The organism is Nocardia pseudobrasiliensis NBRC 108224 (assembly GCF_001613105.1).
In the GTDB taxonomy this organism is placed as follows: Bacteria; Actinomycetota; Actinomycetes; order Mycobacteriales; family Mycobacteriaceae; genus Nocardia; species Nocardia pseudobrasiliensis.
The window spans coordinates 334,088-350,158 of sequence record NZ_BDBS01000005.1; the positions used below are offsets into that span (position 1 = coordinate 334,088).

13 protein-coding genes and 1 tRNA gene are annotated in these 16,071 nt (G+C 67.5%); 8 read left to right on the forward strand and 6 right to left on the reverse strand.

Going from position 1 to position 16,071, the window contains the following annotated elements; all coding sequences use genetic code 11:
* Entirely contained in the window at window positions 1-1,179 is a 1,179-nt protein-coding gene (locus NP4_RS08450) for an aminotransferase class V-fold PLP-dependent enzyme (RefSeq protein ID WP_067994879.1), read from the reverse strand.
* A 199-nt stretch (window positions 1,180-1,378) separates the two neighbouring features.
* Between NP4_RS08450 and egtA the strand changes: the two genes are divergently transcribed.
* From egtA to egtD, 4 genes are read left to right on the forward strand one after another with little or no spacing between them, the layout of a single operon-like run.
* Window positions 1,379-2,665, forward strand: coding sequence for an ergothioneine biosynthesis glutamate--cysteine ligase EgtA (egtA, locus tag NP4_RS08455; protein ID WP_067994463.1), 1,287 nt, complete (start codon window positions 1,379-1,381; stop codon window positions 2,663-2,665).
* A gap of 13 nt (window positions 2,666-2,678) precedes the next feature.
* Window positions 2,679-4,016 (forward strand): ergothioneine biosynthesis protein EgtB, encoded by a 1,338-nt coding sequence (gene egtB / locus NP4_RS08460; protein ID WP_067994466.1) that lies wholly within the window; start codon window positions 2,679-2,681, stop codon window positions 4,014-4,016.
* Entirely contained in the window at window positions 4,016-5,074 is a 1,059-nt protein-coding gene (locus tag NP4_RS42475) for a class II glutamine amidotransferase domain-containing protein (protein WP_067994469.1), read from the forward strand. Before egtB ends, NP4_RS42475 begins: the two co-directional genes overlap by 1 nt.
* Window positions 5,071-6,042, forward strand: a complete 972-nt coding sequence (gene egtD / locus NP4_RS08470; RefSeq protein ID WP_067994472.1) for an L-histidine N(alpha)-methyltransferase — start codon at window positions 5,071-5,073, stop codon at window positions 6,040-6,042. The genes NP4_RS42475 and egtD overlap by 4 nt, the downstream gene beginning before the upstream one ends.
* Here egtD and NP4_RS08475 read toward each other — a convergent pair.
* The 5 genes from NP4_RS08475 to NP4_RS08495 all read right to left on the reverse strand — a co-directional run bounded on the left by NP4_RS08475 (window position 6,039) and on the right by NP4_RS08495 (window position 9,780).
* Window positions 6,039-6,671, reverse strand: coding sequence for a DUF2461 domain-containing protein (locus NP4_RS08475; RefSeq protein WP_067994475.1), 633 nt, complete (start codon window positions 6,669-6,671; stop codon window positions 6,039-6,041). The two genes, egtD and NP4_RS08475, sit on opposite strands and share 4 nt — an antisense overlap.
* A 19-nt stretch (window positions 6,672-6,690) precedes the next feature.
* Entirely contained in the window at window positions 6,691-7,005 is a 315-nt protein-coding gene (locus tag NP4_RS08480; protein ID WP_082875693.1) for a hypothetical protein, read from the reverse strand.
* 144 nt (window positions 7,006-7,149) lie between these two features.
* Window positions 7,150-8,130 carry a ribose-phosphate diphosphokinase gene (locus tag NP4_RS08485; RefSeq protein ID WP_062513281.1) on the reverse strand — a complete coding sequence of 327 codons (981 nt, stop codon included), beginning with the start codon at window positions 8,128-8,130 and terminating at the stop codon, window positions 7,150-7,152.
* Complete coding sequence (gene glmU, locus NP4_RS08490; RefSeq protein WP_062513283.1) at window positions 8,127-9,617, reverse strand: bifunctional UDP-N-acetylglucosamine diphosphorylase/glucosamine-1-phosphate N-acetyltransferase GlmU; 1,491 nt, start codon at window positions 9,615-9,617, stop codon at window positions 8,127-8,129. The genes NP4_RS08485 and glmU overlap by 4 nt, the downstream gene beginning before the upstream one ends.
* A gap of 92 nt (window positions 9,618-9,709) precedes the next feature.
* Window positions 9,710-9,780, reverse strand: a tRNA-Gln gene (locus NP4_RS08495).
* Between the two features lie 234 nt (window positions 9,781-10,014).
* Between NP4_RS08495 and NP4_RS08500 the strand changes: the two genes are divergently transcribed.
* The 4 genes from NP4_RS08500 to NP4_RS08515 all read left to right on the forward strand — a co-directional run bounded on the left by NP4_RS08500 (window position 10,015) and on the right by NP4_RS08515 (window position 16,063).
* Window positions 10,015-10,629, forward strand: a complete 615-nt coding sequence (locus NP4_RS08500; RefSeq protein WP_067994476.1) for a TetR/AcrR family transcriptional regulator — start codon at window positions 10,015-10,017, stop codon at window positions 10,627-10,629.
* A 215-nt stretch (window positions 10,630-10,844) separates the two neighbouring features.
* On the forward strand, window positions 10,845-11,492 hold the full coding sequence (locus NP4_RS08505) for a TetR family transcriptional regulator (RefSeq protein WP_062513287.1): 648 nt from the start codon (window positions 10,845-10,847) through the stop codon (window positions 11,490-11,492).
* Between the two features lie 270 nt (window positions 11,493-11,762).
* Window positions 11,763-15,380, forward strand: coding sequence for a transcription-repair coupling factor (gene mfd, locus NP4_RS08510; protein ID WP_067994477.1), 3,618 nt, complete (start codon window positions 11,763-11,765; stop codon window positions 15,378-15,380).
* Entirely contained in the window at window positions 15,377-16,063 is a 687-nt protein-coding gene (locus NP4_RS08515) for a nucleoside triphosphate pyrophosphohydrolase (protein ID WP_067994480.1), read from the forward strand. The genes mfd and NP4_RS08515 overlap by 4 nt, the downstream gene beginning before the upstream one ends.
* Window positions 16,064-16,071: the final 8 nt, after the last annotated feature.

A 16,071-nucleotide genomic window follows, 5' to 3' on the forward strand; every position in this document is an offset into this window, starting at 1 on the left:
TCAGCGCCGCGCGGCCACGGTTTCGACCGCCTCGAGGAAGCGGTCGAGATCGGCGGTCGTGACGAAGCAGTGCGGTGACGCGCGCACCACCGAGGACAGCCGCCGGGCCGTCATATCGAGCAGGGTGGAACCGGCGTGGCTGACCGTCACCGTGACGTCTCGCTCGGCCAATCGGTCACGCACATCAACGGATTCGACGCCGTCGACGGTGAAGGAGACGATGCCGCTGTGCCGGGCGCCCAGATCGCGCACGGTGACGCCCGCGATCCGCGGCAGTTCGGCGCGCAGGTGCGCGGCATTGGCCGCGACGGCCGCGTAGACATTGTCCGGGCCCAGATCCAGCAGATAGCGCACGGCCGCACCGAGTCCCAGCCGCGCGGCCACATCGCACTCCCAGAATTCGAAGCGGCTGGCGTCCTCGGCGAGCCGGTACTCGGCCGGGCCGGTCCACTGCGCGCTGTGCAGATCCAGCCGCTGCGGTTCCATCGTGGTCGCCAAATCCGGTCGCACATAGAGGAATCCGGTGCCGCGCGGGCCACGCAGCCATTTGCGGCCGGTCGCCGAGAGCGCGTCCACCCCGAATTCGAGCACATCGAGCGGGAGCTGCCCGGCCGATTGACAGGCATCCAGCAACACCAGCGCATTCGCGTCGTGGGCGAGTTTCACGACCTCGCCCACCGGATTCACCAACCCGCCGTTGGTCGGGACGTGCACCAGCGACACCAGTTTCACCCGCTCGTCCAGCAGTGCGCCGAAGGCGGCGATATCGATCTGCCCGGACTCGTCGCTCGGGATCGATTCGACGACCGCACCCGCCGCGCGCGCACGCTGTAGTGCGGCAATGGCATTGCTGGCGTAATCGGATCCGGAGATCAGGATGCGATCGCCGGGCGCCAGCGGTACCGAGTAGAAGAAGTCGGCCCAGGAGCGGGAGGCGCTGTCGCTCAGGGCGATTCCGGCGGGATCGGCGTTGATCAACTCGCCGATCGAGGTCTTCACCGCGGCCAGATCGGCCAGGCGTTCGTTCGCCGCTCGGTAGCCACCCACCTCGGCCTCGCGGTGCAGGTGGGTGATCATCGTGTCCAGCACGCTCCGGGGCGGCAGGGACGATCCGGCGCTGTCGAGGAAGACCGGCGTCGGCCGGGACGGGTCGGCGTAGGCGGGGATGTCGGCGCGCAGGCGAGTCTGATCGAGCACCTCATCGACGGTAGAGGATGGGCGGAATGGGGGTTCGACGATTTTTGCGAATCTCTTTCGTTGCCCCGCTGACCTGCGGCGTTACGAAGCGGCTGCCGTTTTCGTCACGAAATGGCCAGATTTGTTGTCGGTCCACGCCGCTACTCTGGTTCGGTCGGCAACAAGCCCTTCGGAGGTTGGCATGGCAGTGACGGCGGTGCGGGCACCTGCGGGCACGGGTACGGACTTCTCCTCCCGAGCGGCCGCCGAGGCGTACGTCGGCGGTGTCTGCTTCAAGCAGGGCCCACCCGCGCTCATCGGCGCCGAACTCGAGTGGCTCACCGCGCAGGACGAGCCGTCGGCGTCCGGATCGCGTCCCAGTCTCGCGGAACTGGCCGGCGCACTCGGATCGTATGCGCCACGATCCATCGCCCCCGATTCCCCAGCCCTGCCACTACCCGGGGGCAGCCGGGTCACCATCGAACCCGGTGGGCAGGTTGAACTTTCCAGCGCCCCGTTCGGCGATGCGGCCGAATTGTGTGAGCGCCTGCGGGCCGATGCCCGCCAGTTGGAGCGTCTGCTCCGAACTCGTTCGATTCGAATCCGTGCGGCGGCCGCCGATGGCGATCGCCTGGCGGAGCGGCTGCTGCAATTGCCGCGGTATCGGGCCATGGAGCGCACGTTCTCCGGCATCGGACCATTCGGCAAGCTGATGATGTGCAATACGGCCGCGACGCAGGTCAGCGTCGATGCCGGAACCGACCGTGCCGAGGTCGCGGCCCGCTGGACCGCGCTCTACGCCATCGGCCCGGCCCTCATCGCGGCCTTCGCCTGCTCACCCGATCTGCACGGCGCACCCGTCGGCACCTGGGCGTCGCAGCGCATGCGCGCCTGGATGCGGCTGGATCACGCCCGCACCCGGCCGCCGGTACGGCAGTGGTCCGATCCGATCGGCGACTATGCGCGCTGGGTGCTGGATGTGCCGCTGCTGTGCGTGCGGGGCAGTGAGGAGGTCGGCGATTGGGAGGCCCCGCCCGGAGCCACCTTCGCCGATTGGCTGTGCGGCGCGCTCGACGACGAGGTCGGCCGCCGCCCGGATGTCGCGGATCTGGACTACCACCTGACCACGGTGTTTCCGCCGGTGCGAGCCTCGGGACATCTGGAGGTGCGCTATATCGACGCACAACCCGGTGACGGGTGGACGGTTCCGATCCACGCGGTCGACGCGCTGCTGTCGGAGCCCGCGGTGATCGCCGAGGCCACCCGGATCGGGGCGCCCGTGGCCGACGAATGGCTGGAGGCGGCGCGCTGCGGGCTGGCCGAGCCGGAAATCCGTTCGGCCGCAGTGGAACTGCTGACCCTGGCCGCCGAGCACGCGCGAACCCCCGCGGCGGCGGACGAGCTGGGCGCGGCGGTGCGCCGATGTATCGACGGCCGCATGCCCACGGGCGAGGCCGCACACCACTTCGATGACGAGATCGAATCGTGAAGGGCGCGTACTGATGACCACACATCTCACCGGCACCGACCATGCCGAAACCGAGCGGCTGCGCGAGCGAATCGCGCGGGTGCTCACCCGCTCCCGCGAGCGCACGGCGACCCTGACCGCCGTCGACGAGGCGGAACTGGTGGCCCAGCATTCGCGGCTGATGAGCCCGCTGGTCTGGGATCTGGCCCATATCGGCAATCAGGAGGAACTGTGGCTGGTGCGTGATGTCGGCGGCCGCGAACCCGTGCGCGCCGATATCGACCACCTCTACGACGCGTTCCAGCATCCCCGCGCGGACCGTCCGGCCCTGCCGCTGCTCGATCCGATCGAGGCCCGCGGCTATGTCGGCACGGTGCGTCAGAAGGTGCTGGATGTGCTGTCCGACAGCCGATTACATGGCTCCCGCCTGGTCGACGGCGGTTTCGCGTTCGGCATGATCGCCCAGCACGAGCAGCAGCACGACGAGACCATGCTCGCCACCCATCAGCTGCGAACGGGTAAGCCGCTGCTGTCCGCACCGCCCGCCCCGGAGTCCAAGGTCCTGGTGACCGATGAGATCGTCCTTCCCGCAGGCGAATTCGTCATGGGCACCTCGACCGATCCCTGGGCGCTGGACAACGAGCGCCCCGCCCATCCGGTGTATGTGCCCGGCTTCGCCATCGACGCCGCACCCGTGACCAATGCCCAGTACCTGGCATTCCTGGCCGACGGCGGCTACGACCGCCCCGAACTGTGGTCCGAGCGCGGCTGGGCGCATCGGCAGCAGGCCGGTCTGATCGCACCGCAATTCTGGGAGCGTGACGAGGACGATCGCTGGTGGCGAAGGGTTTTCGGGACCATGCGGCTGGTTCGCCCGCAGCAGCCGGTGGTGCATGTGTGCTGGTTCGAGGCCGAGGCATATGCCAACTGGGCCGGTAAGCGCCTGCCGACCGAGGCGGAGTGGGAGAAGGCCGCCCGCTTCGATCCCGCGACCGGGCGCTCGCGCGCCTATCCGTGGGGCGACGGCGAACCGGACGAGCGGACCGCGAATCTGGGTCAGCGCCATCTGGAACCGGCCGATGTCGGCGCGTATCCGGAGGGGGCCTCGTCGTCCGGGGTGCATCAGCTGATCGGCGATGTCTGGGAGTGGACGGCCTCGGGTTTCGAACCGTATCCGGGGTTCGAGGCGTTCCCGTACCGGGAGTACTCCGAGGTCTTTTTCGGCGGCGATTACAAGGTGCTGCGCGGCGGTTCGTTCGGCACCGACGAGGTCGCCTGTCGCGGCACCTTCCGCAACTGGGATCATCCGATCCGGCGTCAGATCTTCTCCGGCTTCCGCCTGGCCCGCGATCTGGCCCCGGGCGAGCGCTGATGTGCCGCCACCTCGGCTATCTCGGCCCGCCGATCGGGGTGGGCGACATCCTCACCCGGGGTACGCATTCCCTGCGCACCCAGGCCTGGGCCCCGCGCGATATGCGCGGGGGCGGCACGATCAATGCCGACGGCTTCGGAGCGGCATGGTGGATCCCGGATATCGGCGCACGGCCGCATGACCTCGCGCCGCCGACCGCCCGGACGGCCAGCCGCTACCGCAATGCGGTCCCGATCTGGACCGACCCGGCGGTGGACGAGGTGCTGCCGCAACTGCATTCGCGATCGGTCCTGGCGGCCGTCCGATCCGCCACGATCGGCATGCCCGTCGAACGCAGCGCCTGCGCCCCGTTCACCCACGGCCGCTGGGCCTTCAGCCACAACGGCGTGATCCAGGACTGGCAGCGCACCCTCACCGCCGTCGCCGTCGAATTCAGCTCCCCATCGCTCATCGAGGCGGAGTCGCGCACCGATTCCGCCACGCTCTGGGTCATCCTGCGAGACCTGTTGGAGCGCAAGGAAGTCGCATCCACGCCGAGCGACAACACGTACCGCCGTCCAGTCCCGCCGGGGACGAACGGCACCGCCCCGGCCGCGGGACCAAAGGCCACGGCTGCCGCTACGGCGCAACGGGATGGTTCGGCTGCTGCTGCTGAGCTCAGGAATGGTATGGCGGCCGCCGCGGTCCTACGGGATGGTTCGGCGGTGGCTTCGGCCCAAGGGGATGCCGCGGACTCCGCGTGGACCATTACTCCTGCGCGGGCGGGGGATGATCGACCCGGTGAGATCCTGCGACAGGTTGCCTCGGCCGTGCTGCGGCATTCACCCGGTGCGCGGCTGAATCTGCTGCTCAGTGATGGGGAGACGCTGTGGGCCACAACGGTGTATCACTCGCTGGCGGCACTGATCACCGAGGACACCGCGATCCTCGCCTCCGAACCTTTTGACGACGATCCGCGCTGGCGCGAGATTCCCGACCGGCGGCTCGTGGTCGCGCGGCCGGGCTCGTTGTCGGTCGCATCCCTCGAACTCGATGAATCCGAAAGGGCGCTCACATGACCGCACCGACGCTGGAGACCCACCTAACCGACGAAGACCTGACCGCGGCCCTGCGGGCCGATGCGCGGGCGGGGCTCACCACGGCCCCGAAGTCCTTGCCGCCCAAGTGGTTCTACGATGCGCGCGGCAGCGAATTGTTCGAGGCCATCACCGCGCTGCCCGAGTACTACCCGACCCGCACCGAACGCGCACTGCTGGAGCGGGTGGTCGGCGAGGTGGCCCGGACCGCCCAGGCCGAGGTGCTGGTCGAACTGGGCGCGGGATCGGCCGCCAAGACCAAACTGCTGCTGGACGCGCTCGGCTCCGAGGGGCCGCTGAAAACCTATGTACCGCAGGATGTCTCCGCGGCGGCGCTGCGCGGCGCGGCCGCCGAGATCGCGGCCGCGTTTCCTGGACTCGGCGTGCACGGCGTGGTCAGCGATTTCACCGACACCCTGCACAATCTCCCGGGCGGCGGGCGGCGGATGATCGCCTTCCTCGGCGGCACGATCGGCAATCTCGTACCCGCCGAACGCGCCGAATTCCTCTCCGGCATCCAGCAGGTGCTGGAACCGGGGGAACAGTTGCTGCTCGGCGCGGGTCTGGTCATTGATCCGGCGGTGCTGGTCCCGGCCTACGACGATGCCGCCGGGGTGACCGCGGAATTCAACCGGAATGTGTTGTACGTCTTGAATTCCCGGCTCCGCGCGAACTTCGAACCCGAGGCCTTCGCCCACATCGCGCTGTGGGACGCCGAGAACGAGTGGATCGAGATGCGACTCGAGGCGACCCGGGATATGACCGTCACCGTCGCCGATCTCGATCTGACCGTCGAATTCGCCCGCGGCGAGCAGATGCGCACCGAGATCTCCGCCAAATTCCGCGTCGACGGCATGACCGGAGAACTCGCGGCCGCCGGATTCGATACCGAACACGTGTGGACCGATCCGGACAACCGGTTCGCCCTGTTCCTGGCCGAGCGGCACTAGGTACCCACCACCGCCGAGAGCCATTCGACGGCCGGACGCAGGGTCTCCCACGACTGGCGGATCTCCTTTGCCGCGCGCGGGGTTTCGAGCCAGTCGGGAGCCCCGAAATCCTTGCTCACCACGATCGACTTGTGCCGCAGCAGATCGATGCGCGGGTGGTCGGCGGAAAAGCCCTTGGGCTTGGTCTTCAACCGATCGCCGCCGACCTGGTAACCGACCGCGGTCAGTCCCGCGAGGATCTGTTCGAGTTCGTGGCCGCGCACCTCGTCATCGATCGTGGTGCGCAGCCGCGCGAGCTGTTCCGGCGACGCGGCGTACAGTCCGCCCGCCACGAACAGGCCGGGCGCGCCGATCTGCACATACCAACCCGCGCCGGACGCACTGTGCACGACCGCGCCCTGATGATCCTTGTAGGGCCGCTTGTCCGAGGCGAAGCGCACGTCCCGATACGGCCGGAAGATCTTGGCGGGGCCGAAGTCGGCCTCCAGTTCCGCGCACAGCGCGGTCATCGGCTCGCGTACGGCTTTGTCGTAGATGTGCTTGTGCGCGGTCCAGAACGACTTCGAGTTGTCGGCCTCGAGATCCTCGTAGAAGTCCAACCCGGCCAAGGGAAATCCGGCGAAACTCATGGCGCCAACCTAGCGGGCCTCAGTCGCCGGGTTCATCGACGACCTCCATCGCCGCCACCTCGGCCGGGCGCTCGTCCTCGGCGCGCTCCTCCTCGCGCCGTCGGCGGCGGGTCCACTCCTGATCGAGTTCCCGCGCTATTCCGAGGCGGCCGGTGTCGTCGTTCTCGTGATACCGGATCACCAGATCGTCGGGCGGGTCGGTGATATAGCGCTCGTATTCGCGGACCTCGTCGGCCTGATCGTCATCGCCCAGGTCGTAGTCGAGATCCTCGCTGTCGTCATCGCCCATCTCGAACACCTCGTCCGTCAACCGGTTGTCGCGTTCGTCGGCCATGTTGATGCCCACCTCTCTCCGCAGGCCAGCTCACCGAGAGCTACTACCTACGCTACAACGGGGAGGCCCCGGCCAAAAGCACGCCGGGGCATGGTGGGGTGGCGCGCGCCGGAACGAATTCGTTCCGGCGCGCTCGACCGAAATCTACGCCGAGCCGTTGAACAGCCCGGTCACCGAGCCGTTCTCGAACACCTCGCGAATCGTGCGGGCCAGCAGCGGCGCGATCGACAGGACCGTCAGCGTCGGGAACTTCTTGTCCTCGGTGATCGGCAGCGTGTTGGTGACGATGACCTCCTTGGCGCCGCACGCCGACAGGCGCTCGGCGGCGGGGGAGGACAGCACGCCGTGGGTGGCGGCGATGACCACGTCACCGGCGCCGGCCTCGCGCAGTACGCGCACGGCCTCGGCGATGGTGCCACCGGTGTCGATCATGTCGTCGATCAGGATGCAGGTGCGGCCGTCGACGTCACCGACCGGGCGGTGCGACTTGACCTGGTTGGGCACCAGCGGATCGCGGGTCTTGTGGATGAACGCCACGGGCGCGCCGCCGAGCGAATCGGCCCACTTCTCCGCGACCTTCACACGGCCCGCGTCCGGGGATACCACCGTGATGTTGTCGAGTGTGTAGTGCTGACGGACGTACTCCGACAGCTGCACCAGCGCGTGCATATGATCGACCGGGCCGTCGAAGAAGCCCTGGATCTGATCGGTGTGCAGGTCGACGGTGATGATGCGATCGGCGCCGGCGGTCTTGAGTAAATCGGCGACCAGGCGGGCCGAGATCGGTTCGCGGCCGCGGTGCTTCTTGTCCTGCCGCGCATAGGGGTAGAACGGCAGCACCGAGGTGATCCGCTTGGCCGAACCGCGCTTGAGCGCGTCGATCATGATGAGATGTTCCATCAGCCACTCGTTGAGCGGGGCCGGGAAGCTCTGCATCACAAAGGCGTCCGAACCGCGCACCGACTCCTCGAACCGAACGAAGATTTCGCCGTTGGCGAAGTCGCGGGCGGTTTGCGGAGTGATGGAGACGTCGAGCTCCTTCGCGACCTGTTCGGCCAACTCGGGATGAGCGCGTCCCGAGAACAGCATCAGGTTCTTATGGTTGTCGGTCGAGAACGCGGTCACTCTGTGTTGCCATCCTTTTGCTCGGTTGCCTGACTCGCCCTGTCGTCGGCCGCGATCGCCGCCTCCGCCGCCTGCGCCGCAGCAGTTCCGGGTCGGTTCCGCTGCACCCAGCCATCAATATTGCGCTGTGCTCCACCCGACACGGCAAGCGCCCCCGGCGGAACGTTTCTACGCAGCACAGTACCCGCCCCGGTATAAGCGCCGTCACCCACGGTGACCGGGGCGACGAACATGTTGTCGCTACCGGTTCGCACATGGGATCCGATGACCGTGTGGTGCTTGTGTACGCCGTCGTAATTGACGAACACGCTGGACGCGCCGATGTTGCTGTACTCGCCGATCGTCGCGTCGCCGACGTAGGTCAGATGGGGCACTTTCGAATGGGCCCCGATTGTCGCGTTCTTCGACTCGACGAATGCTCCGAGCTTGCCGGATTCGCCAACAATGGTGCCCGGCCGCAGATAGGCGAAGGGTCCGATATTCGCGCCCGATCCGATGGTCGCGCCCTCGCCGTGGGTGCGGACCACCTTGGCGCCGTCGCCGACCACCACATTCGTCAGGGTGCTGTCCGGTCCGACCTCGGCGTCCTCCCCTACGACGGTGTAGCCGAGCAGTTGTACCCCGGGCCGCAGTACCGCGTCGCGGCCGATGCGGACCTCGGCGTCGACCCAGGTCGAGGCCGGATCGACGACCGTCACGCCCGCGCGCATATGCCGTTCGAGAATGTAGCGGTTGAGGGTGCGCGCGGCCTGGGCCATCTGCACCCGATCGTTGACGCCGGTCACCTTGTTGGCGTCCACCAGTCGCGCGCCGTGCACCGGATGGCCCGCCTCGCGCGCCAGCTTCAGAACATCGGTCAGATACAGCTCGTGCTGCGCATTGGCGGTGGTCAGTCGGCCGACCATGGTGCGCAGCACGGTGACGTCGAAAACATAGACGCCGGAATTGACTTCGGTGATCGCGGCCTGTTCGGGAGTGGCGTCCGCGTGCTCGACGATCTCGAGCATATGGCCCTCGGAGTCGCGCACGATGCGGCCGTAGCCGTTGGCGTCGTCGGGTACGAAGGTCAGCACCGTCACCGCCGACCGTTCGGGATAGCTGCGGTGGTCCGACAGCAGCGCCGAGAGCGTATGTCCGTCGAGCAGTGGAACATCGGCGGAGGTGACCAGCAGATCGCCGGTGAAATCCGCGGGCAGCGCCTCGAGCGCGCACTGCACCGCGTGTCCGGTGCCGAGCTGTTCCTCCTGCACAGCCGCGATGATCTCGCGATTCAATTCCGTCGCAACGGAATTGGCTGCCGCGCCGACCTGTTCACGATCGTGACCGATAACCGTGATGAGGTAGGCGGGGTCGATCTCGTTCGCCGCATGCAGGGCGTGCGCGAGCATGCTGCGGCCGGCGAGTGAATGCAACACCTTGGGGGTCTTGGACCGCATTCGGGTTCCGGCGCCGGCGGCGAGAACGACGACGGCGGTCTGCTGTGGCATGGATCTCCCTCGGCTGCCTGTCATCGTGCTGCTGGGCTGTCGTAGTGGGACTGGTGAGACGCGGACCCACGATATACGCCTGCGCCCCCGAGCTCCGCCGCCAGGACTCGAACCTGGACTAACTGAACCAAAATCAGTGGTGCTGCCATTACACTACGGCGGATCGTCACACCGGCGGACCGATCGGATCCGCCGCTGCGCCACGGCACGCGGGATAGATCCTCGCACGTCTGCGTCCAAACGTCGAACCGCTTCTGCGATTTCCGGTCACCGTGTCGATAGGGTACAGACGGTTGGAACATTTGCCGCAGGTGAGGTTGCGGTAATCAGGCGGGTGCAGCGAAGGGTTGGTGGATCAATGACGTCGGGAGAGGTGAGCCGGACGCCGCGGCCGCGGATGACCGGTACGCAGCGACGTCAGCAGCTGATCGAGATCGGGCGGGCGCTGTTCGCCGAGCGTGGCTACGACGCCACCTCCATAGAGGAGATCGCCCAGCGTGCGCAGGTCTCCAAACCCGTTGTGTACGAACACTTCGGCGGCAAGGAGGGGCTCTACGCGGTCGTGGTGGACCGGGAGATGTCGACGCTGCTCGAGATGATCACCGCGTCGCTGACCCAGAACCGTTCGCGGGTGCGGCTCGAACAGGTGGCATTGGCGTTGCTGACCTATATCGAGGAGCGCACCGACGGCTTCCGGATCCTCATGCGCGACCAGCCGCCCTCGGCGGCCGAGGGGACGTATCAGAGTCTGCTGCACGAGGTGGTCAATCAGGTGGCCTACATACTGGCCGGTGATTTCGGCCGCCGGAACTTCGACACCAGCCTCGCGCCGATGTACGCACAGGCGTTGGTCGGCATGGTGGCGATGGCCGCTACGTGGTGGCTCGACGAGCGACAGCCCTCCAAGGAGGTGGTCGCCGCGCATCTGGTCAATCTGTGCTGGAACGGTCTGACCCACCTGGAGGCCGACCCTCAGCTGGCCTCGCGCTGGCCGAACGGGGCGGCGACCTGAGGGGGTCCGCACCGAGCTGGGGGTAATGGGGGTGGAACTGGACAGTTAACCCAAAATTAGCGATGGAGGCTGGTCTGAATGCTCGATTCCGCTGGCGCGCGCCGGTCGGGTGGTACGGTTCACCCATCCTTCGAGTGCTGTTCGAGCTGTGATGTCGGTCAACTTCGGGATGTCGGTCTACTTCAGGATGGCTGGTTTGATGACAGGCGGATCTGATGGCTAGGCAAGCGCGCGCTGAGATCACTCGCGATTCCGTCCTTGCGGGCGCGGCCGATGTCTTTCTTCGGCTGGGATACGCGAACGCGAGCCTGAGCGAGATCATCGCGCAGTCCAATGTGACCAAGGGCGCCTTGTACTTTCACTTCGGCTCCAAGGAGGAGCTGGCGCGCGCGGTGGTCGATCAGGGCAACGAGCGATTGGTCAGCGCCTGCCAGGGATTCTTCGATCCGCGCGTGCCCGCGCTCGAGGCATGTATCGGGATCACCTATGTGGTGGCCGATCTGACGATGAACGATCCGATGGTCGGCGCGATGCTGAAGCTGACCCATCAGATCGGCGACTACCGCGGCGCCACCGGTGAGAACATCGCCAAGACCTGGGGTGAGACCCACCGATTACTGGCCGAACGCGCGATCGCCCAGGGCGATCTCGAACCGGATCTGGACCCGGAGACCATCGGCCTGCTGCTGCAGGAGATGACCGCGGGCGTGCACATCACCGCGGTCGGCACCGACTCCATCGACCAGATGGCGGTCCGCATGGAACGCATGTGGTACTTCCTGCTGCCCTCGATCGTCCCGCAGGAAAAGGTCGCCTACTTCCGCGAATTCGCGGCCCGACGCCTGCGCAGGTATGTGCCGTAATATTGGCCTCCGCTTCGCTCCGGCGTGTTCGCGGCCCTGAGTCCCGTCGTTCAGCGCTCGAGACTCGCGCTTCGCGCATGCGCTTCGAGCGCTGAACGACGGGACGGCCGCGAACGGTCGCTCGTCCGGCTCGCTCCGTTGGGGTCCGGTTGGTGCGTCGCTCACCTCTGCGCTCCGCGGGTGCAATTGGGCGGGCCGGGATCTGTCATACCGGCCCACTAGACTCGCCTGAGTCATCGGTTATCCCGATTCGTGCCCAGGAGTCTGTTCATGTCCACCCGTCGTCCGCCCCTTGCCGGCCTGGTCGCGGCGGCCGCCGCCGACGCCGCGTTGGCTCAGGTCACCGGGCTGATCGGCCGTTCGTCGGTGCAGTTGGTCGCGCCCTCGGCGGTGCGGCCGTTCGTGGCGGCGACGGTCGCGCGGCAGCGGCCGCTGGTCGTGGTGACCGCGACCGGACGCGAGGCCGACGATCTGACCGTCGAGTTGTCGGAGATCCTCGGCGATCAGGTCGCGCTGTTTCCCTCGTGGGAGACGTTGCCGCATGAGCGGTTGTCGCCGAGCGCGGATACCGTCGGGCGGCGGCTGCAGGTGCTGCGGCGGCTGGCCCATCCCGACGACCCGGTGCATACCGAGCCGCTGCGGGTCGTGGTCACCACCGTGCGCTCGCTCATGCAGCCGATGGCCGCGGGCCTGGGCGAGATCGAGCCGGTCCTGCTGAAGGTCGGCCTCGAGCATGACTTCGACGAATTGATCACGCGCCTGGTCGAATTCGCCTACGAGCGAGTCGATATGGTCGGCAAGCGCGGTGAATTCGCCGTGCGCGGAGGCATTCTCGACATCTTCCCGCCCACCGCGGATCATCCGGTGCGCGTGGAGTTCTGGGGCGACGAGATCACCGAGCTGCGTCCGTTCTCGGTCGCCGATCAGCGCTCGCTGACCGATGTCGAGGTGGATGTCGTTGTCGCGCAACCCTGCCGGGAGCTGCTGCTCACCGAGGAGTTGCGGCTGCGCGCCGCCGAGGTGGCCGAGCAGAATCCGGCCGACGCCGCGCTGGTGGAGATGCTGGAGAAGGTCGCGCAGGGCATTCCGGTGGTGGGTATGGAGGCCCTGCTGCCGGTGCTGCGGCCCGGACAGCTGCAACTGCTCACCGATGTGCTGCCCGACGGAACCCATGTGCTGCTGTGCGATCCGGAGAAGATCCGCACCCGCGCGGCTGATCTCGTTCGCACCGGACAGGAGTTCCTGGAGGCGTCGTGGACGGCCGCCTCGTTCGGCGGCGCGGCCCCGCTGGGCGCGCACGGACTGGATCTGGCCGCTTCGGCCTACCGCAATCTCGACGAGATCCACCGCGACGCCGACGATCGCGGCCTGCCCTGGTGGACGCTGAGCCCGCTGGCCGCCGACGATCCCGCCGAGGTGGTGCTGCCGGTGCTGGCCGCCCCCGCGGCCCGCGGCTCGGACGAACTGGTGGCCACGGTGTTCGCCTCGCTGCGCGCGCACGTGACCACCGGCGGCCGTGCGGTCATCGTGGTCGCGGGACATGGTACGGCGCAACGCTTCCTGGAACGACTGGCCGACGCCGAGGTGCCCGCCGCAGCGCTCGAGGCGGGCGCCGAACCGGTGCGCGGTCTGGTCGGGGTGCTGTGCGGTTCCCTGCACGACGGCATCGTGTTCGACGACGCCAAACTGGTCGTCATCGCGGAATCGGATCTGACCGGCAATCGGGTCACCGCGCCCGCCGAGGGTAAGAAGCTGCCCGCGCGGCGGCGCAATCAGGTCGATCCGCTGGCGCTGTCGGCAGGCGATCTGGTCGTACACGATCAGCACGGCATCGGCCGATTCGTGGAGATGATCGAGCGCACCGTGGGCGGGGCCCGGCGGGAATACCTGGTCATCGAATACGCCCCGGGCAAGCGCGGGCAGCCGGGCGATCGGCTCTATGTGCCGATGGACGCGCTCGATCAGCTGTCGCGCTATGTCGGCGGCGAGATGCCGAGCCTGTCCAAACTGGGCGGGTCGGACTGGTCGAATACGAAACGTAAGGCGCGCAAGGCGGTTCGCGAGATCGCGACCGAACTCGTGCAGTTGTACGCGGCCCGCCAGGCCGCGCCCGGACACGCGTTCGCGCCGGATACCCCGTGGCAGCAGGAGATGGAGGACGCGTTCGCGTTCACCGAGACCATGGATCAGCTCACCGCCATCTCCGAGGTCAAGGCCGATATGGAGAAGGCCGTCCCGATGGACAGGGTGATCTGCGGCGACGTCGGCTACGGCAAGACCGAGATCGCGGTGCGCGCGGCGTTCAAGGCCGTGCAGGACGGTAAGCAGGTCGCGGTGCTGGTGCCGACCACGCTACTGGCGCAACAGCATCTGCAGACCTTCACCGAGCGCATGGCCGGATTCCCGGTCCGGGTCAAGGGTTTGTCCCGCTTCACCGATGCGGGGGAGTCGCGCGAGGTCATGGAGGGTATGGCCACGGGCGAGGTCGATATTGTCGTCGGCACGCACCGGCTGCTGCAGACCGGGGTGCGGTGGAAGGATCTCGGCCTGGTCGTCATCGATGAGGAACAGCGCTTCGGTGTCGAGCACAAGGAGCACATCAAGGCGCTGCGCACCCATGTCGACGTGCTGACCATGTCGGCCACACCGATTCCACGCACGCTGGAGATGAGCCTGGCCGGGATCCGCGAGATGTCGACCATCCTCACCCCGCCCGAGGAACGCCATCCGGTGCTCACCTATGTCGGCGGCTACAACGACAAGCAGGTCGCCGCCGCGGTGCGCCGCGAACTGCTGCGCGACGGCCAGGTGTTCTACGTGCACAACCGCGTCTCCTCGATCGACAAGGCGGCCAAGAAGATTCGCGATCTGGTGCCCGAGGCGCGGGTGGCGGTCGCACACGGTCAGATGAACGAGGACACCCTCGAGAAGACCGTGCAGGGCTTCTGGGAGCGCGAATTCGACGTTCTGGTGTGCACCACGATCATCGAAACCGGCCTGGACATCTCCAATGCCAACACCCTGATCGTGGAACGCGCCGATACGCTGGGCCTTTCGCAGCTGCATCAGTTGCGCGGCCGCGTCGGACGCAGCCGCGAGCGCGGCTATGCCTACTTCCTGTACCCGTCGGAGACCCCGCTCACCGAGACCGCCTACGACCGGTTGGCGACGATTTCGCAGAATTCGGATCTGGGCGCGGGTATGGCCGTGGCCATGAAGGATCTCGAAATCCGCGGCGCCGGAAACGTATTGGGCGCCGAACAGTCCGGACATGTCGCGGGTGTCGGTTTCGATCTGTACGTGCGCCTGGTCGGCGAGGCGGTCGAGGCGTACCGCGCCGCGGCCGACGGACGTCCGATCACCACCGACGAGGAGGTCAAGGAGGTGCGCATCGACCTGCCGGTGGACGCGCACATCCCGCCGGACTACATCGCCAGCGATCGGCTGCGCCTGGAGGGCTATCGGAAACTGGCCGCGGCGCAGGACGATTCGGCGCTGGCCGCGGTGGTGGAGGAGCTCGTCGACCGCTACGGCCCGCTGCCGGTGGAGGTCGGGCGGCTGGTGTCGGTGGCCAAGCTGCGGCTGCTGTGCCGCGAATACGGTATCGCCGAGGCCGGGGTCACGGGCACCACGCTGAAGATCTCGCCGATGCAGCTGCCGGATTCGAAGCAGATGCGGCTCAAGCGGTTGTATCCGACCGCGACCTACCGCCCGACCACCGGCATCGTGCAGTTGCCGCTGCCGCGGGTGGAAGACAGCGTGGGCGCCGGGCGGATTCGCGATGTGCAGCTGCTGCAGTTCGTGGCCGATCTGCTGCTTGCGCTCGACGGTAAGCCGCAGGGCACGGTGGACCTGCGGGTCGCGACCGAGGTTTCGGCGGCCCGATGAGTTCGGACGCGGCCGCCATGGCCCACAATCTCGGCGCGGCCGTCGAAATCATGGACCGGCTCTGGAATTTCGGCGGCTGGGAGGTCACCCAGACCCACGATTCGCTGCGCCCGTATCTGCTCGAGGAGACCTATGAACTGCTCGATGCCATCCAGCACGGCGACACCGAAACCATCCGCGAGGAGCTCGGCGATCTGCTGCTGCAGGTCCTGTTCCACTCCCGAATAGCCGAGGCCGCAGGCGAATTCACCGTCGACGATGTGGCCGCCGCCCTGGTCACCAAGCTCGTTCACCGCAGCCCGCACCTGCACAACGCGCCGATCGATCCCACCGCCACCCTGGAGGAGAAGATCGCCGCCCAGGAAAAAGCCTGGGAGGAGCGCAAATTCACCGAGAAGTCCCGGCGCTCCTGTCTGGACGGCATTGCCCTGGCCCAACCCGCCCTGGCCCTGACGGAGAAGATCCTGTCCCGCAGCCGTAAGGCGGGTCTACCCGAAGACCTGATCCCCGACGAGTTGCGAGTCGTCCACCTCGGCGGCCCCGACAGCGCAGAGGAACGCCTCCGCAAATCGGCCCTCACGTTCGCGGGCAGCATTCGCTCCGCCGAAGACGCCGCCGCCACCAGCAGGGGCGACCGCCTACCTCTCACCGCGGAAGACTGGCGCGCCCACTGGCCGCGATGAGTCACCGG

Bases quoted from the DNA above. Each gene is read 5' to 3' on its own strand.
- egtA (WP_067994463.1), top strand. From the start codon at position 1,379: ATGGCAGTGACGGCGGTGCGGGCACCTGCGGGCACGGGTACGGACTTC.
- egtB (WP_067994466.1), top strand. From the start codon at position 2,679: ATGACCACACATCTCACCGGCACCGACCATGCCGAAACCGAGCGGCTG.
- NP4_RS42475 (WP_067994469.1), top strand. From the start codon at position 4,016: ATGTGCCGCCACCTCGGCTATCTCGGCCCGCCGATCGGGGTGGGCGAC.
- egtD (WP_067994472.1), top strand. From the start codon at position 5,071: ATGACCGCACCGACGCTGGAGACCCACCTAACCGACGAAGACCTGACC.
- NP4_RS08475 (WP_067994475.1), bottom strand. From the start codon at position 6,671: ATGAGTTTCGCCGGATTTCCCTTGGCCGGGTTGGACTTCTACGAGGAT.
- NP4_RS08480 (WP_082875693.1), bottom strand. From the start codon at position 7,005: ATGGCCGACGAACGCGACAACCGGTTGACGGACGAGGTGTTCGAGATG.
- glmU (WP_062513283.1), bottom strand. From the start codon at position 9,617: ATGCCACAGCAGACCGCCGTCGTCGTTCTCGCCGCCGGCGCCGGAACC.
- NP4_RS08500 (WP_067994476.1), top strand. From the start codon at position 10,015: ATGACCGGTACGCAGCGACGTCAGCAGCTGATCGAGATCGGGCGGGCG.
- NP4_RS08505 (WP_062513287.1), top strand. From the start codon at position 10,845: ATGGCTAGGCAAGCGCGCGCTGAGATCACTCGCGATTCCGTCCTTGCG.
- mfd (WP_067994477.1), top strand. From the start codon at position 11,763: ATGTCCACCCGTCGTCCGCCCCTTGCCGGCCTGGTCGCGGCGGCCGCC.
- NP4_RS08515 (WP_067994480.1), top strand. From the start codon at position 15,377: ATGAGTTCGGACGCGGCCGCCATGGCCCACAATCTCGGCGCGGCCGTC.